The sequence below is a fragment of the Ideonella flava genome (assembly GCF_051857595.1).
Classification (GTDB): Bacteria; Pseudomonadota; Gammaproteobacteria; order Burkholderiales; family Burkholderiaceae_C; genus Ideonella.
On record NZ_JBPZHD010000008.1, the window covers coordinates 34,053 to 54,242 of the forward strand.

Consider the following 20,190-nt stretch of genomic DNA (forward strand, 5'->3'; position numbering starts at 1 on the left):
ACCGCCCATTCCGCGTGGCCGCCCGAGCTGCACTTCGACGGCCTGGGTGGCCATGGCGTCATCGACCCGATGGGGGAAGTCCCGCTGGCTTCCTGATCCCGCCTCGAAATCGCTTTCCGGCCCCTCGCTGCCTCACCCTGCGGACAACGAGCCGACTTCCTGGCCTCAGCTGCCCCGTCCTGGCGGCCATCCGCCCGGCTGTCCAAAGCGCGCGCCTGACGAGTGTTTGGGCGCCACTTTCGGCGACTGGTCCGCCAGTAAAACATCCAAACTGACCAAATCGGTAGTTCTTCCTCAGGTGCGGGCGACCTTGGCCCGAAACCCTGCCAGCGGCTGCAGTCTGCCGCCCTTCCACCGGAGTCCAACGTGTTCAAAAGCCTTCGTCTCGGCGCGCGACTCTTGCTCGCCTTCGCCAGCCTGGTCGTCATGGGCGCCCTGGTGGCTGCCTTCGGCATCCACGGGCTGATGAGTCTCAACGACGTGAACGACAGCCTCTACGAGAAGGAGCTGCTGGGCATCTCCTACGTCAAGGAAGCCAACATCAATCTGATCTACGCCGCCCGCGCACGAGGGCAGTTCGCGCTGGCCACCAGCGATGCCGAGCGGCGGGCCGCGCGCGAGACCTTCAAGGAGTCGGTCGACACGATGCGCATGTGGCTCGACAAGTCCCGCCCCCTGTTCCATTCGGCGCAGGGCCAGGAGCAGTTCGACAAGCTGGAGGGCATGATCAAGGTGTGGCTTCCGGCCGCCGACGCCTACCTCGCCGCGGCCAGCGGAAAGCCGCTGTTGGCGGCGGACGCCGAACTGGCCAAGCTCGACCTCGCGGTGAAGCAGTCGAACAAGGTGGTCGATGACCAGCTCACCGTGCTCACCAAGCTGAAGGAGGAAAACGGTGCGACCGCCTCCAAGGAAGGCACCGAGCTGTTCCGATTCGTCAGCCTCGTCATGGGAGTCCTGACGGCCGCCAGCGCGATCGGAGGCGTGGTGATCGGCATGCTCATCACTCGCGGCATCACCCGCGCCCTGGGCGGCGAGCCAGGCGACGTGGCCACGGTCGCCAACGCCGTGGCGGCCGGCAACCTGACCACGCACATAGACACGTCCCGTGCTGCCCCGGGCAGCGTCGTGGCCGCCATGGACCACATGCAGCAGTCGTTGCGCAAGGTGGTAAGCCAGGTGCGCGCCAGCAGTGACAGCATTGCGACCGGCTCTTCGCAGATCGCGACCGGCAACGCCGACCTCAGCCAACGCACCGAAGAGCAGGCCAGCAACCTGCAACAGACGGCCGCCTCGATGGAGCAGCTCACGGCCACGGTCAAGACCAATGCCGACACCGCCCGCCAGGCCACTCAACTCGCGGGATCGGCCACGGCAGCAGCCGGACAAGGGGGTGTCGTCGTGGGCCAGGTGGTGCGCACCATGGAGGGCATCACCGCCTCGAGCAAGAAGATCGCCGACATCATCGGCGTCATCGACGGCATCGCCTTCCAGACCAACATCCTCGCGCTGAACGCGGCCGTGGAAGCGGCCCGTGCCGGCGAGCAGGGCCGGGGCTTCGCCGTCGTCGCGAGCGAGGTGCGCACGCTGGCACAACGCTCGGCCGCGGCCGCCAAGGAAATCAAGGGCCTCATCACCGAGAGCGTGGAGAAGGTCGAGGCCGGCAGCCAGCAGGTGGGCGAAGCGGGCCGCGCGATGGACGACATCGTGACGCAGGTCCAGCGGGTGAGCGACCTGATCGGCGAGATCGGTTCGGCCACGCACGAGCAGACGCAAGGCATCAGCCAGATCGGCACCGCCGTGAGCCAGCTCGATCAGGTCACCCAGCAGAACGCGGCCCTGGTAGAAGAAAGCGCGGCCGCTGCGGACAGCCTCAGCCAGCAGGCCGCACGCCTGGTCGAAGCAGTGGGCATCTTCACGCTGGACACGGCGCAGCGCAGCCAGGGAAGCCCCGCCGCCGCGGCACCCCGCGCGGCTGTCGCACGCCCGGCCAAGCCCCAGACGGCCCGCAAGCCGGCGGCTGCTCCGGCGCCCGCTCCGGCGGCCCACGCCCAGGAAGAGTGGGCGTCCTTCTGAGCGCCGACGGGGTCGGCTGAAGCAGCAGACGCTTCAGGAGGCGACTGGACCGCCCACCAGCGGCCGTCGCCTAATATGGCCGGATGAACGAAGGCACCCGCTCCTACTCGACCATCGAAGTGGCCAAGCGGCTCGGCATCTCGCTGCAGACGGTGCAACGCTGGGTGGATTCCGGGCGCCTGAAAGCCTGGAAGACGCCGGGCGGCCACCGCCGCATCGATGCGGCCAGTGCCGAGAAGCTCTTCGTCGAGTATGAACAGAGCCTGGGCGCGGACACGCCTTCCAGTCCGTCCCTGGCGACTCCGACGCGGCCGGTGCGGGTGGTGATCGTCGACGATGACGCCATGGACCGTGAGCTGATCTCGGCGCTCGTCCAAGCCGCCTTGCCAACGGCCCAGTTGCAGGTGGCCGGCAACGGCTTCCAGGGCCTCGTCATGATCGCCAGGTTCGCCCCCGAGATCGTGGTGACCGACGTCCACATGCCTCACATGGACGGCTTCGAGATGATCCGCAACGTGCTGGCGGATGCGCAGACGCGGCCCCGGCTGATGATCGCCGTGTCGGCCAAGTCAGCCGCGGAACTCAAGGATTTCGGCCAGTTGCCGGCCGAGGTCCTGCTGCTGCGCAAGCCGCTGGAGCGCGAGGCCTTCGCGGCCGCCCTGCGGCGGGCTTGACGCGCTGGCGCGCCCGGCTGGTGAATGCCGCCTGCCGGCAGTACAGTCGAGCGCAGACGGAACCGGCGCCGTTCAAGTGAGGAGCAGTTTGACTCGTTTGACACCGTGGATCCGGCGGCCGCAGGCAGCCCTGGGCGGGCGGGACGGGCCGGACGCCGAGGCCAGCCGGCAGTCCGCCCTGGAAGAACTCGCCGCGGCCCGAGCCATGCTTGAAACGCTGAGCGCCCAGCACCGGCTCCTGCTGCAAGAGGTCGACGACCGCAACCTCTTCCTGGCGAACCTCTCGCACGAGCTGCGCGCGCCGCTCAACTCCATCATCGGATTCGCCGACGTGCTGGTATCGGGAACGGTGCCCCCGGCGTCACCCAAGGGCGAGCACTTTCTCAGGAACATCCAGGCCAGCGGACAGCATCTTCTGCAGCTCCTGGACGACGCGCTGGAAATGTCCAGGCTGGATGCCGGCCGCTACGAGTTCCTCCCGCGGCCCGTCGACCTGGAGGATCTCATCGCCCAGGTCATCGACCTGCTGCACACGCGCATCGTGCGCAAGAGCCTCGAGATCGCCGTGGATGTGGACGGCCGGCTCAGCGGCATCGTGGCCGACCCGGTGCGGCTCAAGCAGGCGCTGATGGGCTACCTCGGCCATGCCGTGCAGTTCACGCCCGAAGGCGGCCGCATCGGTGTGCGGGCCTGGCCGCAGGACGCGGAGCGCTATCGCCTCGAGGTGGAAGACCCCGGGCCGGCCATCCCGCCGGAGGAGGCGGTCCACGTGTTCGCCGGCTTGACGCAGGCCGGTGGCTCGATGTCGGAACGGGCGCAGAGCATCGGCCTGAGCTTCGCGCTCACCCGGCGACTGGTCGAGGCGCAGGGCGGCGAGGTCGGCATGCGCAGTGCTCCGGGCGCGGGCACGGCCTTCTTCCTGGTGATGGACAGGGTGCAGGCCACGCGGGTATGACCAGCGCCCTCCCCTGGCTCCGGGATATCAGTCCGCCTCGATCTTGGCGGCCTTGACGACCTGCGCCCAGCGGGCCAGTTCCGACGTGCTGTAGTCGTTCAACTGCTGCGGGCTCATGTAGTCCGCCGTGGCGCCCAGCTCGGTGGCCTTCTGCTTGAAAGCCGGCGTGGCCATCACCTTGGCGATCTCGGCCGTGAGCTTGTCGATGATGGGCTTCGGCGTCTTTGCGGGTGCGAACACGCCGAACCAGGAGGTGGCGTCGAGCTTGGGCAGCCCCGCCTCGGCGGCGGTGGGCACGTTCGCCAGCGAGGCCACGTGCGAGCTGCCGGTGACCGCCAGGGCGCGCAGCTTCCCCGATTGGATGAAGGGGATGTAGGGCGGCGGCGTGCCGAAGGTCAGGTCCACCTGGCCGCCGAGCAGGTCCTGCAGCGCCGGGCCGGTGCCCTTGTATGGCACGTGGGTCATCGTGATGCCGGCCTGCTGCTCGAGCATGGCCCCGGTCACGTGCTGCAGGGAACCGTTGCCCGACGACGCGTAGCTCAGCTTGCCGGGGTTGGCCTTGGCGTAGGCCACCAGTTCAGCGAGTGTCTTCACAGGCAGGCCTTCGCGAACCACGATGACCTGCGGTGCGCTCAGCACGTTGGCCACGGCCTGCAGGTCCCTGGCCTCCCACTGCGCCGCCTGCTTGACCACGTGCGGCGTGATGACGTGGTAGCCGGAGTACTGCATCAGCAGCGTGTAGCCGTCGGGCTCGGCGCGCTTGACGGCGACGGCGGCCAGACCGCCGCTGGCGCCACCGCGGTTGTCGACGACCACGGACTGCCCGAGCGCCTTGCCGAGCGGCTCGGCCAGCATGCGGGCGGCGATGTCCGTCGTGCCTCCGGGTGCAGTAGGCACGATGAGGGTGATCGGCTTGCTTGGATAGGCCGCTTGGGCGTTGGCACCACCGGCGAAGCTGGCCAGCAGGAGCAGAACGATCTGGCGGCGATGGAGATTCGACATGGTCGGGTTCCTGCGATGGAGGCTGGAAGGAAGCGGGGAGCTCAAAGATCGCGGGCCAGCGCGCGCTCGCGGATCGCCTCGAAGTCGGCCGGCACGGCGTGCAGGTCGAGCCGTCGGCCGGCCTTGACGATCTGGCTCGGGATGTCATGGCCGATCAGCGCCGGCAGGCGCTTCGCGGCTTCGATCAGGCGCTGCAGGTCGACGCCCGTGCGGTAGCCCATCAGCTCCAGGGCGTGGACGATCTCTTCGCTGCACACGTTGCCGGTGGCGCCCGGTGCATAGGGGCAGCCGCCGATGCCGCCGAGCGAGGCATCGAAGCGGTCGGCTCCTGCGTCCATGGCCGCCAGCACGTTCGCCAGGCCGAGGCCGCGCGTGTTGTGGAAGTGCAGCGTCAGTTCGGTCGCCGGCCAGCGTTCGCGAAAGGCCGCGGTCAACTCCGCCACCTGGCCGGGGTAGGCCATGCCGGTGGTGTCGCACAGGGTGACGCCGTGCGCGCCCATCTCGTCGACGAAGCGGGCACACCAGTCCAGCACGGTCGCGGCCGGCACGTCGCCTTCCATCGGACAACCGAACGAGCACGACAAGGACACATTGACGGTGGCGCCCGCCTGCCCGGCCAGCTCGTTCACCTCCCTCAAAGCCGCATACGACTGCCCACGTGTCATGCGCAGGTTGGCGAGGTTGTGGGTTTCGCTGGCCGACATCACCAGGTTGAATTCGTCGGTCCGGGCATCCACCGCCCTCTCGGCGCCACGCACGTTGGGTACCAGCGCGCTGTAGACCACGCCCGGCTGGCGCGTGATCTCGCGCAGGACGATCTCACCATCGCGCAGCGCCGGGATCGCCTTCGGCGAGACGAAGGAGGTGACCTCGATCTTGGCCATGCCGGCCTCGGACAGCGCATTGACGAGCGCCACCTTCTCATCGGTCGGCACGAAGGCCTGCTCGGCCTGCAGCCCATCGCGCGTGCCGACCTCCTGCATGTGGATGCGCCGGCCGGCGCCGTTCCAGATCTTGTTCATGCCACCACCTTCTTGCCGCGCAAAGCGGCGATTTCCTGGCCGGACAAGCCGAGCTCGGCCAGCACCGCGTCGGTGTCGTCGCCCAGCCCCGGTGCGGATGAACGCACCGTGCCCGGAGTGCCGAGCAGCTTGGGCACGACGCCTGGCACGTCGAGCTCGTAGCCGTCGCGGGTCTGCTGGCGCAGGATCATGTCGCGCGCCCGGTAGTGCGGGTCCTCGACGATGTCCTTGGCGGTGTAGACCTTGCCGGCCGGAACGCCGGCCGCGGCCAGGCGCTCCAGCACCTGCTCGACCGGTTGCGAGACCGTCCAGTGCTCGATCGCGGCATCGATCTCGGCCACGCGGGCCACGCGTCCGGCGTTGTTGCCCAGTTCCGGATCGGCCCCCAGGTCGCCTCGACCTATCGTCTGCATCAGCCGCTTGAAGATGCTGTCGCCATTGCCCGCGACCAGCACATAGCCATCGGTGCAGCGGTACGCGTTGGACGGAGCGATGCCCGGCAGCGCGCTGCCGGCGGCCTCGCGCACCGCACCGAATGCGCTGTACTCGGGGATCAGGCTTTCCATCACGTTGAACACGGCTTCGTTCAGCGCCACGTCGATCACCTGGCCTCGCCCGCCATAGACCTTGCGGTGATAGAGCGCCGTGAGGACACCGATGGTGCCGTGCAGGGCGGCCAGCGTGTCGCCTATCGAGATGCCGCAGCGCACCGGCACCCGGCCCGGCTCGCCGGTGAGGTGGCGAAGGCCGCCCATGGCCTCCCCGATGGCGCCGAAGCCCGGCAGGTCGCGGTACGGCCCCGTCTGTCCGTAGCCCGAGATGCGCAGCATCACCAGGCCGGGGTTGGCCGCTGACAGGGCCTCGTAGCCCATGCCCCAGCCTTCGAGCGTCCCCGGGCGGAAGTTCTCGATCAGGACGTCGGCTTCCTGGATCAGGCGCCGCGCGATGTCCTGCCCCTCGGGGCTGCGCAGGTCGAGCGCGATCGAGCGCTTGTTGCGCGACTGCACCTGCCACCACACGGAGGTGCCGTCCTTGATCAGCCGCCAGTTGCGCAGCGGGTCTCCGCTGCCGGGGGCCTCGATCTTGATCACGTCGGCGCCGAACTCGCCCAGCGTCTTGCCGGCGAAGGGCCCGGCGATCAACTGGCCCATTTCGATCACTCGCAGGCCTTGCAGCGCGCTGGCAGGCAGGGCACCAGTGGAAGGATTCATCGATGGTTCCTCGTTTGAAGGCATTCTTGAAGCAAACGCTCCGCGGGTGAATGCCAAAGGCGCGGCCGCTGCTTTCGCGGATGGAGAAAGCAGCGGCCGGGTCTTGGCCCATGACGGCGAGAGCCGGTGCCTCAGCGCCCGCGGGACTGGCAGAGGTGGTCGATCAGCAGGCGCACGTGCCGAGGCACGACCTTGGCGTCGCGCAGCCCGATCAGCAGGCTTCGGCTCGCCCACGCGTCCTCGAGCGCGATCTGCCGCAGGTTCATCGAGCGCACGTGCGGCTGGATGGCCTCGCCCGGCAGGATCGCCACCCCCATCCCGGCCGCCACCATCTGGCATATCGCGTCGAAGCTGCGAACCTGGATGCGCATCTTCAGCCGACGCCCCAGCGCCTCGGTCTCGGCCTGCAGCCTGTTCGCCAGCGAAGTCCCCTTGGAAAGACAGACGAAGTCAAATTCGACCGCCTCCTCGAAGCGCACGGCACGGCGCCGCGCGAGGGCGTGGCCACGCGGCACGACGAGGACCAGCCGGTCCTGCCGGTAGTCCAGCACCTGCAGGCCCAGGGCCGGCGTGCGGTCGGCGAAGATGCCCACGTCGGCCCGCCCGTCCAGCACGGCCAGCACGACCTCGCTGCTGTCCTTCTCCTCGAGTTCGATCCGAATGCCGGGACTCGCGTGCGAGAAGGTCGAGATGTCGAGCGGCAGGAACTGCGTCACCGCCGAGGTGTTGGCCCACAGGCGGACCACGCCCACGAGGCCCGATGCGTAGTCGGAGAGCTCGGCGGCCAGCTGGTCCACATCACTCAGGATGCGGGCGGCATGGCGTTGCAGGGCCTGGCCCGCGACCGTCAGCGTGACCCCGCGGGAATGGCGCTCCAGCAGCTCCGCCCCCACGGCGGCCTCGAGATCCGAAATCCGCTTGCTCGCGGCACCGACGGCCAGCAGCGCCAGCTCGGCGCCTTTGCTGATGCTGCCGGTGCGGGCCACCAGGCTGAACAGCGAGAGCGACACGAGGTCGAGGCGGTGAAGGTTCACGTCCGATGCGGCATCCAGGTCCTGCCGCATTCTCGACCATGAAATGCACCGGAGCAGGCCTTCTTTTCGCCACATCCGGACCCTGCCCTGCCGGCAGACTCGCGAGAGCTTTTCAGGACACCCCATGTCTCGCCGCCGCCTCGTCATCCACTACCTGCTCGGGCTGTCCTGCACGTTTCTCGGTGCCTGGGGCCTGGAAGCCACCGGCTCCCTGGTGCCCCTGGCGCTCGGCGCCGCCGCAACGGTCATGCAGACCGCCGCGACCGTCCGCATCCTCTGGCGACGACGCGCCTGAACGCCAGGGCGGCTGGCCCTGACGCGTGGCTCGTCAAGCCACGAAGCGGCAGGCCGAGGCGGCCGTGCGCGTGTCCATGTTCCGTCCGCGATTCATGTGGTCGTCGAACTCTGCGGCGCGGCCCAGCATGCGGGCATACAGGAAGATCGTGAACGCCGCCGTCTCCAGCGCGTCGGCCCGGATCGTGCCCGCGCGGTAGGCTGGCCAGACGGTCTTCAGCAGCAGCGCGGCGATCACCGCATCGATGTTCACGCAGTAGACGTTGCGCGATACGCCTTCGTCGAAAAGCTTCTGCACCACTGCCTTGTAGAAGTCGTGGAAGACGTTGTGCTCGCCACGCTTTTGCATGAGCTCGGCGATGAACACTACGCGCGGATCCACGTTCACCGGCTTGCCCTTGAACACCGGGGGGTTGACGCCCGGGGTCTTCTGGCTGTCGACGTCGCCGGTGTTCTTCTTGCCGGCCTTGTAGCTCGCGTAGTCGGCAACGTAGCGCGCCGCCAGCGCCTGCACGTCCACCCCGTGCGCCGGGTTTCGGCCCCCTTGGCCCCGAGATCGTGCCGGGCCCGTTGCTCAGCAGCAGGCCGACGAGGGTCTGGAAGGCGAACAGGTCGCTGTCGCGCGGCTCTTCGTTCAGCAAGGCGATGCAGGCCACTTCGGTGAGCGAGCGGCGGCCCAGCAGGTCGGCTTCGTCGATGCCGCAGAAACGTGTCGGCTCGTGGCGTGAGGCCTCGACGGACGCTCCTATGGACGTGCCGAACAGTCGCATCCACGCCGGCAGGCATTCGACCGTCATGCGCGAGACGCGCCTGCGTATCAACGGCCCCCAGCCCAGGGTGGTGGTGATGGCTGCCAGCACCGCGTCGGCCGTCGGATGGCCGCGCAGGCTTTGCAGGTAGAGCACGAAGATGGAACGGGCGCCTCGCGCGCGCAGTCCGGCGAGCATGGCCTCGGCCAGCGGGTCGGGGCGCTTGCCCAGCATGGAGGACGCATCGGCGTCGCGCAGTGGCGCGAGATCGAAGCCCTCGTCGAGCGCGTCCTTCAGCCCGGCGGCCGAGAAGCGCTCGATCAACTGGCGGGCCATCGCGCGGGCGCCTTCGGTGCGGCGCGGCCCGACGATGGCCAGCGCCGCGGCCAGCACTGCGTTGGGCGCGTTGCCCTCCTGCCGCGAGGCCTGCGCGGCAGCGAGCGCCGTGTCCCCATGCAGGTTCAGGAAGGCTCCCACCGCGACGCTGACCAGCCGGCGGTCGTTCTCGCCGCCCGGCTCTTTCAGCAAGGCCAGGCCGACGTTCGCCTCGAGCGTGTACTGGGCCGCTTCGAGCACCGACACGCCGTTCAGGCGCGTGACCTGCGTCTTCGAATCCATCTGCGACACGGCCGAAGCGTCCTTCATCGCCTCGCGGGCGAACACCGCGCCGACGTGCCGCTCCCAGTGCCTCGACCTGGAGGTCGTACGGCGCGACTGCGCGCACGGGCGGCAGGTTCAGTTCCGGCGGCAGCTTCACGCCCATGCTGGAGCTGAACCAGGGCTTGAGCTCCATCGTCCCCTCGGGGGCGAAATCCGGCTTCTGGCCGTTGGCCGCCATCACCGCCGTGAGCGCGGCGGGAATGTCGGAGATGGCCCAGGCCCTGGAGCGCTCCCATCGCATCGCCGAATCGAACGTTCCGGGCAGCGGCTGGGCCTGGCCATCGCGAAGGAGATCTGCGCGCGGCACGGCATCTCGATCCAGCTGATGGACGCTCCGGGCGGCGGCCCGGGCCTGTGCGTCGAGCTCTGGTGGCCGCCGTCCGCCGCGGCCCGCTGAGCCCGCCGCCACGCGCCTACGTCAGGGCCTGCGGTCGCAGAGCCGTCGGCTCGATGCCGAACATCCGCTTGTGCGTTCGCGTCAGGTGCGCGGAGTCCGCGAACCCGGTCTCGTGCGCCGCCTCGGTCCAGGAGGCCCCGGACATGACCGCCTGGATGGCGAGGTTGATGCGCATCCACAGCACGTAAGCCCGGAAGGAGCTGCCCGTCCCGGCCACGAACAGGTGTCGGAAGCGGCTCTCGGACAGCGCGACCGTGGACGCCACATCGGCCAGCGACAGGGGGTGGCGGATGTTCGAGCGGATGTATTCCAGCGCCTTGGCGAGGCGGGGGTCCAGCTCGACGTCCGGCTCGGTCGTGTCCCCGCAGAGCAAAGCGACGGCCGACATCGCCGCCTCGACCATCAGCGGGGCCGAACCCGCGGCCTGCCGGACGCCGTCGAGCGCACGGGCAGCCGCACGCGCATCGGCCTGCGGCAGGGCCGAAACCTCGCCGGGGCCGAAGCGCTCCATCAGCGCGCGGCCGGCCCGGCTCTCGGGCTCGACGAAGAGATGCGCCAGGGTGGCCGAACCATCGACCTCGAACTGGTGCGGGCGGTGACTCGGGACCAGCGCCCCTTCGAACGCCGTCCAGGCGCCTTGCGCATCGGTGCGGAACCGGAAGCTGCCCTGCAGCGCCAGCGCCAGCTGATGGGCGTGGTGGTCATGCCACTGCGTTCGACCCTGGCCTTGTCCTATCCACAAGCTGCCGCCCTGCCAGAAGTAGACACGGCCGGTCGAAGTGACCGCGGAGAAGCGCTCGCGCTCCCGGGTCGGCTGATGCGCAACGGCTTGAACGCTGGTCATGGTGAGTGCTTTTGCAAGTCAGCCGTTTCGTTCAAGCCGGCGGAGAGGCCCGCTCGAAGAATGGAGCCCATCACGCAGCCCCACGTCAGGAGTCCCGGATGAACCGCTCTGCCCACTTCGCTTCCCGAATCCGCCCGAATGTCCAGGCCGAACTCGATGCCGCCGCCGCACGTGAAGCCCGCGGCGAGCGCGCCAGTGCCTTCACTCATCTGGAGCGGGCCCACGTCCTGGGACAGCACTCGACCGTCGAGCATGTGCGCGTCCACTGGGCCATGTTTCGCTGGGCGCTGCGAAACGACGTCATGGGCGAGGCCTTCGCCCAGGCCTTTCGCCTGGCGGCCGCCGGCCTGAAGACCTGGCTCGGCTGGGTGCCCACCGGGAACACGGGCGGCTCCAACGTCAGCGGCTTCAGGCCGATGCCGGTGTCGGCGGACCTGCAGAGGCTCATCGACGCCGCCCGCCTGGTGCACTAGCACGCCGGGCGTCCTCGCAGGCGCCCACACGACTTCCAGCGACTCCTCGGGTCCCCGCTTCGGGGTGCCCGCGGACGTCTTCGTCCCATCAAAGCAAAGGACCTCAGCCATGTTCCGATCCCTCTCGCCCTCCTTGGCCATCGTAGCGACTTTGGCCGGCCTGGTGACCGCCTGCGCCGCGCCCCCGACGGACCTCGACCTCTCGCTGCAGCACGCCAGCTCGCACGGCGCATTCGTGGTCCGCCTGGACCCTCCGCCGACCGGGCCGGCCATCAACCAGATGCATGCCTGGCAGGTTCGCCTGTCCACGCCCGACGGCGCTCCCGTGTCGCAGGCCAGCATCGCCTTCGACGGCGGGATGCCCCAGCACGGCCACGGCTTCCCGACCAAGCCTCGCATCACCCGCGAGATTTCTCCGGGCGTCTATGCGCTCGAGGGCATGAAGTTCAGCATGACCGGCTGGTGGGACATGCGCCTGGACATCCGGGCGGGCGATGTCAGCGACGGCGCCGTGTTCAACGTCGTCCTGAACGAAGCCGGCATCCGGCGCTGAGCGAGCCGCGACCACGGGAGAACATCTCATGCCTCAGCTGCGCAACAGCACTCGCACGGCGGCGGCGCTGCTGGCCTTGGCGGCCGCGCTGGCGTCACCCCTCGTGCTCACGGGCTTCGGTCGCGCCGAAACGGCGGCGGCCCGGTTCGATTCATGGTCCAGGGACGAGGTCGCGGTGCTGGCGTCGATGAGCATCCGCAAACTGCCGGCTCCGCCGACCGATCCGTCGAATGCGGTGGCCGAGCGGCCGGAGGCTGTGTCGCTCGGGAAGCGCCTTTTCGCCGATCCACGCCTGTCCCGCAACGGCGCCGTCTCGTGCGCCAGCTGCCACGCGCCGGACCGCCAGTTCCAGGACGGCCTGCCCGTGGGCCAGGGCGTCGGAACCGGCAGGCGCCGGACCATGCCCATCGCCGCGACGGCGTACAGCCCCTGGCTGTTCTGGGACGGCCGCAAGGACAGCCCCTGGTCGCAGGCGCTCGGGCCGCTGGAAGACGGCGTCGAGCATGGCGGCAACCGGGTCCGCTTCGCGCGGGTCCTGCAGGCCCACTATCGGCAGGACTACGAGGCCCTGTTCGGTGCGATGCCCAGGCTCGAAGGCCTGCCCGGGGACGCCAGCCCGTTGGGCTCCAGCGAAGAGAAGCAGGCGTGGGGCCGGATGACCGGCGAGCAGCAGGACCAGGTCAACCGCCTCTTCGCCAACCTCGGCAAGGCCATCGCGGCCTACGAGCGCACGATCACCTACGGCCCGTCGCGCTTCGACCGCTACGTCGATGGCGTCACCCAGGCAGATCGTTCCAGCCCGCCGGCGCTGTCGGCCCAGGAAGTCCAGGGACTGCGCCTGTTCATCGGCAAGGCCCAATGCGCCACCTGCCACAACGGCCCGCTGTTCACCGACCAGGCCTTCCACAACACCGGCGTTCCGGCCAGGGATCCGGCGCACCCGGACCGGGGTCGCGGGCGGGGCGCCGGCCAGGCGAAGGTCGACGAGTTCAACTGCCTGGGCCGCTACAGCGATGCACCACGCGAGGCTTGCCAGGAGCTCGCCTTCATGGCGACCGACGACCCGGCCCTGGAAGGCGCGTTCAAGACACCGAGCCTGCGCAACGTCGAACTGCGTGCGCCGTACATGCACGCGGGGCAGTTCGAGACCCTGGACGACGTGCTCGGGCATTACGTGCGCTCGCCCCGGGCCGCCGTCGGCCACTCCGAACTGGCCCACGCCGGCGAGGGACACGCCGGGCGCCAGCCGATCCGGCTGAGCGAGCAGGAGATGCGCGACGTCGTCGCCTTCCTGCGCAGCCTTTCAGGGCCGGTCGAGGAACTCGCCGGCAAGCACGACTGAGGCTCCCGGAACCGGGTCTGCGGGCATGGAAGGCCCGCAGACCCCGGCAGGCCCAGACGGCGCGCCCGAGCACGCCGCACAGCGATTCAGCCGACCCCGGGCCGGGACGGCCCGGCGTCGTGCTTCATGGCGGCTTCCGATCCCCCGGGGGCCGCAGCTTGTCTTGCGGTCGGCCTTCGCGTCGATTTCTACGGCGGTCAGACCAAATCGATCACCGGCGGAGCCCCCGGCGACGCTTGTCGCCCCACACTCCACGAGTGAAGAATCGCCGCGTGTGAGGGTTTTCACCGGTTAGACCTCTTTCGCGTGTTTGCGAAACTGGCATGACCAGTTGGTGCTGAATTGGTCATACCACCGTGCGGATGGCGTGCGGTTCGCAGCACCCCGCCTGAAGCCTCTGACGGGCCGCATGCGCCGCGGCCTGCCTACCCTGTGCCGGGTCCAGGACCTCATCGGCCCCCCGCTCCAACTCACCCGGCATCACTCCAACCCGTCCAGCACGATCACCAACCCGATGAGCTCCCTCACCCGACGCACCTTCCTCGGCACCGCCGCCGCAGCGGCCGCCCTGCCCCGCGCCGAGGCCGCGCCCGCGACCTTCGCCCCGACATGGGCCTCGCTGGTCGACGGCTACCGCACGCCGGACTGGTTCCGCGATGCCAAGTTCGGCATCTGGGCGCATTGGAGCGCGCAGTGCGTGCCCGAGATGGGCGACTGGTACGCGCGCAACATGTACCGGCAGGGCAACTGGCAGTACGAGCATCACCTCAAGACCTACGGCCACCCCACGAAGGTCGGCTTCATGGAGATGCAGAACCGCTGGAAGGCCGAGGCCTGGGAGCCCGAGGCCCTGATGGACCTGTACGCGAAGGCCGGCGCGAAGTACTTCGTGGCGCTGGCCAACCACCACGACAACTTCGATGCCTACGACTCCAAGTACCACGCCTGGAACTCGGTTCGCATCGGCCCCAAGCGCGACATCGTCGGCACCTGGGCCAAGGTGGCCCGCGCCAAGGGCCTGCGCTTCGGCGTCAGCAACCATTCGGCGCACGCCTGGCACTGGTTCCAGACCGCCTATGGCTACGACCCCGAAGGCCCGCTGGCCGGCCAGCGCTACGACGCGTTCCGCCTGACCAAGGCCGACGGCAAGGGCACCTGGTGGGAGGGCCTGGACCCGCAGGACCTCTACACCGGCCGCAACATGGTGATGCCCGACGGCATCACCACCGTTCGCACGGCCAACGAATGGCATGACGGCAACACCGGCGCGTGGGACGAGAAGCCGCCGGCGGGCAACCCCGCTTTCACCCGCCAGTGGTTCCTGCGCGCCCGCGACCTGATCGACAGCTACAAGCCCGATCTCGTCTACTTCGACGACACCGGCCTGCCGCTCGGCCAGGCCGGGCTCGACATCACCGCCCACTACTACAACGCCAGCATGGCCTGGAACGGCGGCAAGCTGGAGGCGGTGGTCAACGGCAAGATCATCCCGCCCGAGCGCCGCGCCGGCCTGGTCGAGGATGTCGAGCGCGGGCAGCGCGACAGCATCGAGCCCCTTCCCTGGCAAACCTGCACGTGCATCGGAGACTGGCACTACAACCGCGGCCTCTTCGACAACCACTCCTACAAGTCCGCGGCCAGCGTGATCCACCGGCTGTCCGACATCGTCTCCAAGAACGGCAACCTGCTGCTGTCGATCCCCGTGCGCGGCGACGGCAGCATCGATGCCGACGAGCGCAAGTTCCTCGAGACCCTGGCCGGCTGGATGGGCCGCAACGCCGAGGCCATCCACGGCACGCGGCCGTGGCGCAGCTTCGGCGAAGGGCCGACCCGCGTGACCAGCGGAATGTTCAGCGAAGGCCAGGCGCAGTCCTTCACCGCCGAGGACATCCGCTTCACCACCAAGGACGGCGCGCTCTATGCAATCGCCCTGGGCTGGCCCTCGAGCGGAGTGCTTCGCATCGCCGCCCTGGCGCAGGACTCGGCGCTCGCACCGGGCGCAATCGAACGTGTCGAGGCGCTGGGGTCGACCGATCCGCTGCCGTTCACCCGCAGCCGCAAGGCGCTGGAGGTGCGGCTGCCCCAGGGGCTCGCCAACCCGATCGCCGTGGCGCTGAAGATCCGTGGCAACGGCCTGGCGTGAAGGCCACCGCCCCGGCCATGACCGACTCGAACCCACGATGAAGACAAAACACCTGTTGCAAGCCGCCGCCCTGGCGTGGTCCGTGTGCACGGCCGCGATCGCGGCCGAACCGGCGCAAGTGCGCCTGACGATCGCCCAGGACACTGCCGGCCCGCGCATCGAGCCCGAGGTCTACGGCCACTTCGCCGAGCACCTCGGCACCGGCATCTATGGCGGCCTGTGGGTCGGCCCGGACTCGAAGATCCCCAACACGCGCGGCTGGCGCAACGACGTGGTGCAGGCTCTGCGCAAGCTGGAGGTGCCCGTCGTACGCTGGCCCGGCGGCTGCTTCGCCGACGACTACGACTGGCGCGACGGCATCGGCGATCCGGCCAGGCGCCCTGCCCGGCTCAACAAGATCTGGGGCAACGTGATCGAGCCCAACAGCGTGGGCACGCACGAGTTCATGGACCTGGTGGACCAGCTCGGCAGCGAGGCCTACCTCGCCGGCAACATGGGCTCGATGCCGCCGCGCGCGATGGGCCAGTGGCTCGAGTACATGACCTCCGACAGCCAGTCCGCCCTGGCCCAGGAACGCCGCCGCAACGGCCGTGACAAGCCTTGGAAGGTCAAGTACTTCGGCATCGGCAACGAGAGCTGGGGCTGCGGCGGCAACATGCGGCCCGAGTACCAGGCCGACCTGCACAACCAGTACGAGACCTTCCTGCACGCGCCGGTGGTGCGCGTGGCCTCGGGCGACGGCCAGGGCAACGACCACCTCATCGAGGTGCTGATGGAGCGCTCGGGCTCGCACATGGATGCCTTGACGCTGCACTACTACACCATACCGGGCGACTGGTCGAAGCATGGGAGCGCCATCGGCTTCAACACGCAGGAGTGGGCAACGACGCTGAAGAGCGCCATGGGCATCGGGCCCCGCATCGAGGGCGTCATCCGCTTGATGGACAAGCACGATTCCGCGAAGCGCATCGCGCTGTACGTGGACGAGTGGGGCACCTGGTACGACGGCGAACCCGGCACCAACCCCGGCTTCCTGCAGCAGCAGAACTCGTTGCGGGATGCACTGGTCGCGGCGCTGTCCTTCAATGCTTTCCACCGCCACACCGAGCGCGTGAAGATGGCCAACATCGCGCAGATGGTCAATGTGCTGCAGGCCATGGCGCTCACCGACGGACCGCGCATGCTGCTGACGCCGACCTACCATGCCTTCGACCTCTACAAGCCCTTCCGCGGCGCCACTCCGCTCAAGGCGGACCTGCAGACGCCGCGCTGGCGCGAGGGCGAGGTCGAGCTGCCGGCCGTGGACGCCTCCGTGGCGCGGGCGGCCGACGGCAGCACGGTGCTCGCGCTTGTCAACCTCGATCCGAAGCGCGCCGCCCGGGTGCAGACCAACCTCAGCGGCCAGGCGACCGGCCGCGTGCTGACGGCCGGGGCGATGGATGCTCACAACACCTTTGCCGAACCGAATGCGCTGGTGCCGGCCCCGTACAAGGCCGGCAAGAGCGGCGCGCCGCTGGCGCTCGACCTGCCGCCGAAGTCGGTCATCGTGGTGAGGATGACGCCATGAGCCGCCCGTCCAACCTCATTCACGGGGGCACCACCCGCCGAGCCGCCATCGGCGCCGGCCTGGCCTTGGCGGGCGCGAGCGCCCTGTCGCAGGCGCCGGCGCCCAGCGACGAGCAGCGCTCGGCGCTCAAGCAGGCCAATGCCGACCCGACGCTCGCGCCCGACCTTCTGCTGCCTGAAGCCGACCTGGCCTGGTGGCGCGACGCCAAGCTCGGCGTCTTCGTCCACTGGGGCCTGTATGCCATTCCCGCCCGGGGCGAGTGGTACATGTTCAACGAGAAGGTGCCGGCGCAGCGCTATGCGCAACTGGCGCGGCGCTTCGACCCGAAGCACTACGACCCCGAGGCCTGGGCCTCCCTCGCGGCGCAGGCCGGTGCGCGCTACATGGTGCTCACCGCACGTCACCACGACGGCTTTGCGCTGTGGGACAGCCCGGCCAGCTTCGGCCGCTTCGACGCCCGCCACGCCGCGGCGCGGCGCGACCTGGTCGCGCCCTTCACCGCGGCGGTACGGCGCGCGGGCCTGCACGCCGGCCTGTACTACTCGCCGATGGACTGGCGCTTCCCCGGCTACTTCCGCCCGCGCGAGCTGGCCGCCAACGCCGCGGCCATGAAGCGCCAGTGCTACGGGCAGGTCGAGGAGCTCATGAGCCGCTATGGCCGCATCGACATCCTCTGGTACGACGGCGGATGGCTGGCGCACCAGGGCACGGACGCCGACGCGGCATGGTTCTGGGAATCCGACCGCCTGAACCGCATGGTGCGCAAGCACCAGCCGAAGGTGGTCATCAGCCCCCGCTCCGGCTGGCAGGGCGACTTCGACATCACCGAGGGCGACCGGATCGTGACCGGCCCCATCCGCGAGCGCGCCTGGGAGCAGTGCTTCTCCATCAACCGGTCGGCATGGGGCTACACGCAGGGCGAGAACACGCTGAGCGGCGACGACGTGATCGTGCGTCTCGTCGAGACCGTCGTGCGCGGCGGCAACCTGCTGCCCAACGTGAGCCCCGATGCCGATGGCCGGATCCCCGCGCCGCAGCAGCGCACGCTGCGCGAGCTCGGCGCATGGATGCGCCAGTACGGCGAGGCGGTGCAAGGCACGCGCGCCGGGCCTTTGCAGCCGGTGGACGGCATCTGGGGCACGACGCAGCGAGCGGACCGCGTCTACGTGCATGTGCTGCGCTGGCCCACCGAGGAGCTGCAACTGCCTGCCCTGCCGCGCCCGGTGCGTGCGGCACGAAACCTTTCGGGCGCCAGCCTCGCCTGGCGCGAACACGAGCGCGGCCTGGCCATCACGGTGGCGCCGCAGGATCGCGGAGCCCCGGTGACGGTGATCGAACTCACGCTGGCCGCCGCGGGCTGAGGTTGCCGACCGGCGGGCGGCAGACCGCCGCCACGCCGGGCGTGCAGGCGAGGTGTGGGCGGCGGCTCAGCGGAAGATCAGCTGGGCGAACTGGTAGAGGTTGTCCGCCCAGCTTTCGCGGTCGTGGCCATGGCCATCGACGTTCCAGACGTGGGGGACGCCCTGCTGCTTGAGGGCGCGGTGCAGCGTCTGCGAGACGCCGAACAGGCCGTCCTGGCTGCCGCACGAGAGGTAGAGCAAGGCAAGCTGCCGCCGCGTGGCGCCGGGATCAGGCACCAGCTCGGCGGCAGGCAAGGTGTTGGGGGCGGCGGAGAAGCCGCCCACCCACGCGAAATGCTCGAGATGGCGCAAGCCGAAATTCAGCGCCTGTCCTCCGCCCATCGAGAGCCCGGCGATGGCCCGGTGCTGCCGGTCGCCGAAGCTCGAGTACTTCGCCTCGACGGCGGGGAGCAGGAAATCCAGCAGGTCGCGCTCGAAGTGGGCGAAGCCGGCCACGTGCTCGGGCGTGAAGGTGCGATCGGCCGGCGGCGGGCGGTCGTCGGGCAGCGCCCGGCCGTTGGGCATCACGATGATCATCGGCTGAGCCCGCCCGTCGGCCAGGAGGTTGTCGACGATCGTGCTCGCGCGCACGTAGCCGCGCCACTCGTCGTGGTTGCCGGCGATGCCGTGCAGCAGGTAGAGCACCGGGTACCGGCGGTCCGCCGAATAGCCTGCCGGCAGGTACACCGCAGCCTTGCGCCGCGTGCCGGTGACGCCTGAGTCGTAGCTGAACTCCTCGACCCGACCGTGGGCTATGCCGGGCCGCACGTCGGCAAAGCCGGCAGGCGCCTCGGGCAGGGCACGCACGTCATCGGGCGCCAGAGGCAGAGGCGCCGAGACGGGCGCCCGCGGCCGCTCGGGATTGCCGGCAGCGCCCTCTTGCGCGTGCGTGGCGCTGGCCAGGGCGATCAGGGCGACGGCGCCCGCGTGTCGGGCGAGGAGGAGCTGGCGGGTCATTCAATGCATTCGCAGGGTGGCGGCCAGTGACGTCGACGCCGTCACCCGACTTGAGGCGAACCTTCGGTCTAGCCCTCGTCGGTCCAGCGTTCGCGCGACGCCGTCAGGTGCCAGAACATGGCGGCCACGGCCTCCTGCGGATCGCGAGCCTCGAGCGCCTGGTAGATCGCTTCGTGCTCACGCAGCGCCGCGGCCCAGGTCCGTGCGCTCTCGGCACGGTCCGTCATGCGCGACGAGATCAGGCCATGCCGGCCGTCGTACAACTCGCCCACGATGCGCACCAGCACCGAATTGCCCGTCATCTCCGCGATCGCCACGTGAAAGCCCCGGTCGGCCTCCACCGACGATTGCCCGCGCCGCACGTCCTGCCGCATCGTCTCGAGGAAGGACTTCACCCGATCCAGGCCCGCCTTCGTGACCCGCGCCAGCGCCAGGTTGATGACCGAGCCTTCAAACACCGAACGCGCCTGCATCAGCTCGCTGGGGCTGTCGCCGAGGGCGATCGGCTCGGAGGTGCTTGCGGTGGGGGCCGCGCAGACGTACACGCCCGACCCCATGCGGATCTCCACCCGGCCCTGGATCTCGAGCGCCAGCAGCGCCTCCCGCAGCGAAGGGCGCGAGACACCGAGCTGCAGCGCCAGTTCGCGCTCCGGCGGCAGCCGGGTGCCGGGGCCGAACCCTCCCTGTTCGATCACGACACGGATCTGGTCGGCAACCTGGTGGTAAAGCCGGCGCGGCTCGGCTTGCTTGGCGTTGGGCATCGGGGCTCCTGCGTGGCCCGGGAAATTGGTCAGGCCAGATCCGGCCGAAGCTTAACCGAGCCTCGGCCCCGGTGTCCGG

At 69.6% G+C, this 20,190-nt stretch carries 19 protein-coding genes; 11 read left to right on the forward strand and 8 right to left on the reverse strand.

Features of this window, described 5'->3' with window-relative positions:
• The first annotated feature begins 366 nt into the window (after window positions 1–366).
• From ACS5PM_RS18015 to ACS5PM_RS18025, 3 genes are all read left to right on the forward strand, one after another.
• Window positions 367–2,073 carry a methyl-accepting chemotaxis protein gene (locus tag ACS5PM_RS18015; protein WP_439389053.1) on the forward strand — a complete coding sequence of 569 codons (1,707 nt, stop codon included), beginning with the start codon at window positions 367–369 and terminating at the stop codon, window positions 2,071–2,073.
• 83 nt (window positions 2,074–2,156) lie between these two features.
• Window positions 2,157–2,747 (forward strand): excisionase family DNA-binding protein, encoded by a 591-nt coding sequence (locus ACS5PM_RS18020; RefSeq protein WP_439389054.1) that lies wholly within the window; start codon window positions 2,157–2,159, stop codon window positions 2,745–2,747.
• 97 nt (window positions 2,748–2,844) lie between these two features.
• Complete coding sequence (locus ACS5PM_RS18025; RefSeq protein WP_439389055.1) at window positions 2,845–3,702, forward strand: sensor histidine kinase; 858 nt, start codon at window positions 2,845–2,847, stop codon at window positions 3,700–3,702.
• A gap of 27 nt (window positions 3,703–3,729) precedes the next feature.
• On the opposite strand, the gene ACS5PM_RS18030 is transcribed toward ACS5PM_RS18025, so the two are convergent.
• The 4 genes from ACS5PM_RS18030 to ACS5PM_RS18045 all read right to left on the reverse strand — a co-directional run bounded on the left by ACS5PM_RS18030 (window position 3,730) and on the right by ACS5PM_RS18045 (window position 7,971).
• Entirely contained in the window at window positions 3,730–4,704 is a 975-nt protein-coding gene (locus tag ACS5PM_RS18030; protein WP_439389056.1) for a Bug family tripartite tricarboxylate transporter substrate binding protein, read from the reverse strand.
• A 41-nt stretch (window positions 4,705–4,745) separates the two neighbouring features.
• Window positions 4,746–5,726, reverse strand: a complete 981-nt coding sequence (locus ACS5PM_RS18035; RefSeq protein WP_439389057.1) for a hydroxymethylglutaryl-CoA lyase — start codon at window positions 5,724–5,726, stop codon at window positions 4,746–4,748.
• Window positions 5,723–6,937 carry a CaiB/BaiF CoA transferase family protein gene (locus ACS5PM_RS18040; protein WP_439389058.1) on the reverse strand — a complete coding sequence of 405 codons (1,215 nt, stop codon included), beginning with the start codon at window positions 6,935–6,937 and terminating at the stop codon, window positions 5,723–5,725. Before ACS5PM_RS18040 ends, ACS5PM_RS18035 begins: the two co-directional genes overlap by 4 nt.
• 131 nt (window positions 6,938–7,068) lie before the next feature.
• Window positions 7,069–7,971 (reverse strand): LysR substrate-binding domain-containing protein, encoded by a 903-nt coding sequence (locus ACS5PM_RS18045; RefSeq protein ID WP_439389059.1) that lies wholly within the window; start codon window positions 7,969–7,971, stop codon window positions 7,069–7,071.
• Between the two features lie 124 nt (window positions 7,972–8,095).
• Here ACS5PM_RS18045 and ACS5PM_RS18050 point away from each other — a divergent pair, with 124 nt between their 5' ends.
• Entirely contained in the window at window positions 8,096–8,266 is a 171-nt protein-coding gene (locus ACS5PM_RS18050) for a hypothetical protein (RefSeq protein ID WP_439389060.1), read from the forward strand.
• Between the two features lie 33 nt (window positions 8,267–8,299).
• Here ACS5PM_RS18050 and ACS5PM_RS18055 read toward each other — a convergent pair whose 3' ends face one another.
• Window positions 8,300–8,785, reverse strand: a complete 486-nt coding sequence (locus ACS5PM_RS18055) for a citrate synthase family protein (RefSeq protein WP_439389061.1) — start codon at window positions 8,783–8,785, stop codon at window positions 8,300–8,302.
• A gap of 425 nt (window positions 8,786–9,210) precedes the next feature.
• Here ACS5PM_RS18055 and ACS5PM_RS18060 point away from each other — a divergent pair, with 425 nt between their 5' ends.
• On the forward strand, window positions 9,211–10,071 hold the full coding sequence (locus ACS5PM_RS18060; protein WP_439389062.1) for a histidine kinase: 861 nt from the start codon (window positions 9,211–9,213) through the stop codon (window positions 10,069–10,071).
• A 16-nt stretch (window positions 10,072–10,087) separates the two neighbouring features.
• On the opposite strand, the gene ACS5PM_RS18065 is transcribed toward ACS5PM_RS18060, so the two are convergent.
• Window positions 10,088–10,915 (reverse strand): helix-turn-helix domain-containing protein, encoded by an 828-nt coding sequence (locus tag ACS5PM_RS18065; RefSeq protein WP_439389063.1) that lies wholly within the window; start codon window positions 10,913–10,915, stop codon window positions 10,088–10,090.
• Window positions 10,916–11,013: 98 nt separating this feature from the next.
• Here ACS5PM_RS18065 and ACS5PM_RS18070 point away from each other — a divergent pair, with 98 nt between their 5' ends.
• The 6 genes from ACS5PM_RS18070 to ACS5PM_RS18095 all read left to right on the forward strand — a co-directional run bounded on the left by ACS5PM_RS18070 (window position 11,014) and on the right by ACS5PM_RS18095 (window position 18,354).
• The gene (locus ACS5PM_RS18070) at window positions 11,014–11,388 is read left to right on the forward strand and encodes a DUF3703 domain-containing protein (protein ID WP_439389064.1); all 375 of its coding nucleotides are present in this window, start codon (window positions 11,014–11,016) and stop codon (window positions 11,386–11,388) included.
• A 109-nt stretch (window positions 11,389–11,497) separates the two neighbouring features.
• Window positions 11,498–11,941, forward strand: coding sequence for a FixH family protein (locus ACS5PM_RS18075; RefSeq protein ID WP_439389065.1), 444 nt, complete (start codon window positions 11,498–11,500; stop codon window positions 11,939–11,941).
• 28 nt (window positions 11,942–11,969) lie between these two features.
• Window positions 11,970–13,283 carry a cytochrome-c peroxidase gene (locus ACS5PM_RS18080; RefSeq protein WP_439389066.1) on the forward strand — a complete coding sequence of 438 codons (1,314 nt, stop codon included), beginning with the start codon at window positions 11,970–11,972 and terminating at the stop codon, window positions 13,281–13,283.
• Between the two features lie 514 nt (window positions 13,284–13,797).
• The gene (locus ACS5PM_RS18085; RefSeq protein WP_439389067.1) at window positions 13,798–15,426 is read left to right on the forward strand and encodes an alpha-L-fucosidase; all 1,629 of its coding nucleotides are present in this window, start codon (window positions 13,798–13,800) and stop codon (window positions 15,424–15,426) included.
• A 37-nt stretch (window positions 15,427–15,463) separates the two neighbouring features.
• Window positions 15,464–16,993, forward strand: a complete 1,530-nt coding sequence (locus ACS5PM_RS18090; protein ID WP_439389068.1) for an alpha-N-arabinofuranosidase — start codon at window positions 15,464–15,466, stop codon at window positions 16,991–16,993.
• A complete protein-coding gene (locus ACS5PM_RS18095; protein WP_439389069.1) occupies window positions 16,990–18,354 on the forward strand; it encodes an alpha-L-fucosidase in 1,365 nt (454 codons plus the stop codon). The genes ACS5PM_RS18090 and ACS5PM_RS18095 overlap by 4 nt, the downstream gene beginning before the upstream one ends.
• Before the next feature lie 66 nt (window positions 18,355–18,420).
• On the opposite strand, the gene ACS5PM_RS18100 is transcribed toward ACS5PM_RS18095, so the two are convergent.
• Together ACS5PM_RS18100 and ACS5PM_RS18105 are read right to left on the reverse strand one after the other, a co-directional pair.
• The gene (locus tag ACS5PM_RS18100; protein WP_439389070.1) at window positions 18,421–19,350 is read right to left on the reverse strand and encodes an alpha/beta hydrolase; all 930 of its coding nucleotides are present in this window, start codon (window positions 19,348–19,350) and stop codon (window positions 18,421–18,423) included.
• Between the two features lie 68 nt (window positions 19,351–19,418).
• Window positions 19,419–20,111, reverse strand: a complete 693-nt coding sequence (locus tag ACS5PM_RS18105; protein ID WP_439389071.1) for a FadR/GntR family transcriptional regulator — start codon at window positions 20,109–20,111, stop codon at window positions 19,419–19,421.
• Window positions 20,112–20,190: the final 79 nt, after the last annotated feature.

Excerpts from the sequence above, each read along its gene's own strand:
- ACS5PM_RS18075 (WP_439389065.1), top strand. The coding sequence starts at position 11,498 with ATGTTCCGATCCCTCTCGCCCTCCTTGGCCATCGTAGCGACTTTGGCC.
- ACS5PM_RS18065 (WP_439389063.1), bottom strand. The coding sequence starts at position 10,915 with ATGACCAGCGTTCAAGCCGTTGCGCATCAGCCGACCCGGGAGCGCGAG.
- ACS5PM_RS18085 (WP_439389067.1), top strand. The coding sequence starts at position 13,798 with ATGAGCTCCCTCACCCGACGCACCTTCCTCGGCACCGCCGCCGCAGCG.
- ACS5PM_RS18050 (WP_439389060.1), top strand. The coding sequence starts at position 8,096 with ATGTCTCGCCGCCGCCTCGTCATCCACTACCTGCTCGGGCTGTCCTGC.
- ACS5PM_RS18060 (WP_439389062.1), top strand. The coding sequence starts at position 9,211 with ATGGCCTCGGCCAGCGGGTCGGGGCGCTTGCCCAGCATGGAGGACGCA.
- ACS5PM_RS18040 (WP_439389058.1), bottom strand. The coding sequence starts at position 6,937 with ATGAATCCTTCCACTGGTGCCCTGCCTGCCAGCGCGCTGCAAGGCCTG.
- ACS5PM_RS18080 (WP_439389066.1), top strand. The coding sequence starts at position 11,970 with ATGCCTCAGCTGCGCAACAGCACTCGCACGGCGGCGGCGCTGCTGGCC.
- ACS5PM_RS18105 (WP_439389071.1), bottom strand. The coding sequence starts at position 20,111 with ATGCCCAACGCCAAGCAAGCCGAGCCGCGCCGGCTTTACCACCAGGTT.
- ACS5PM_RS18095 (WP_439389069.1), top strand. The coding sequence starts at position 16,990 with ATGAGCCGCCCGTCCAACCTCATTCACGGGGGCACCACCCGCCGAGCC.
- ACS5PM_RS18090 (WP_439389068.1), top strand. The coding sequence starts at position 15,464 with ATGAAGACAAAACACCTGTTGCAAGCCGCCGCCCTGGCGTGGTCCGTG.
- ACS5PM_RS18100 (WP_439389070.1), bottom strand. The coding sequence starts at position 19,350 with ATGACCCGCCAGCTCCTCCTCGCCCGACACGCGGGCGCCGTCGCCCTG.
- ACS5PM_RS18020 (WP_439389054.1), top strand. The coding sequence starts at position 2,157 with ATGAACGAAGGCACCCGCTCCTACTCGACCATCGAAGTGGCCAAGCGG.
- ACS5PM_RS18070 (WP_439389064.1), top strand. The coding sequence starts at position 11,014 with ATGAACCGCTCTGCCCACTTCGCTTCCCGAATCCGCCCGAATGTCCAG.
- ACS5PM_RS18035 (WP_439389057.1), bottom strand. The coding sequence starts at position 5,726 with ATGAACAAGATCTGGAACGGCGCCGGCCGGCGCATCCACATGCAGGAG.
- ACS5PM_RS18030 (WP_439389056.1), bottom strand. The coding sequence starts at position 4,704 with ATGTCGAATCTCCATCGCCGCCAGATCGTTCTGCTCCTGCTGGCCAGC.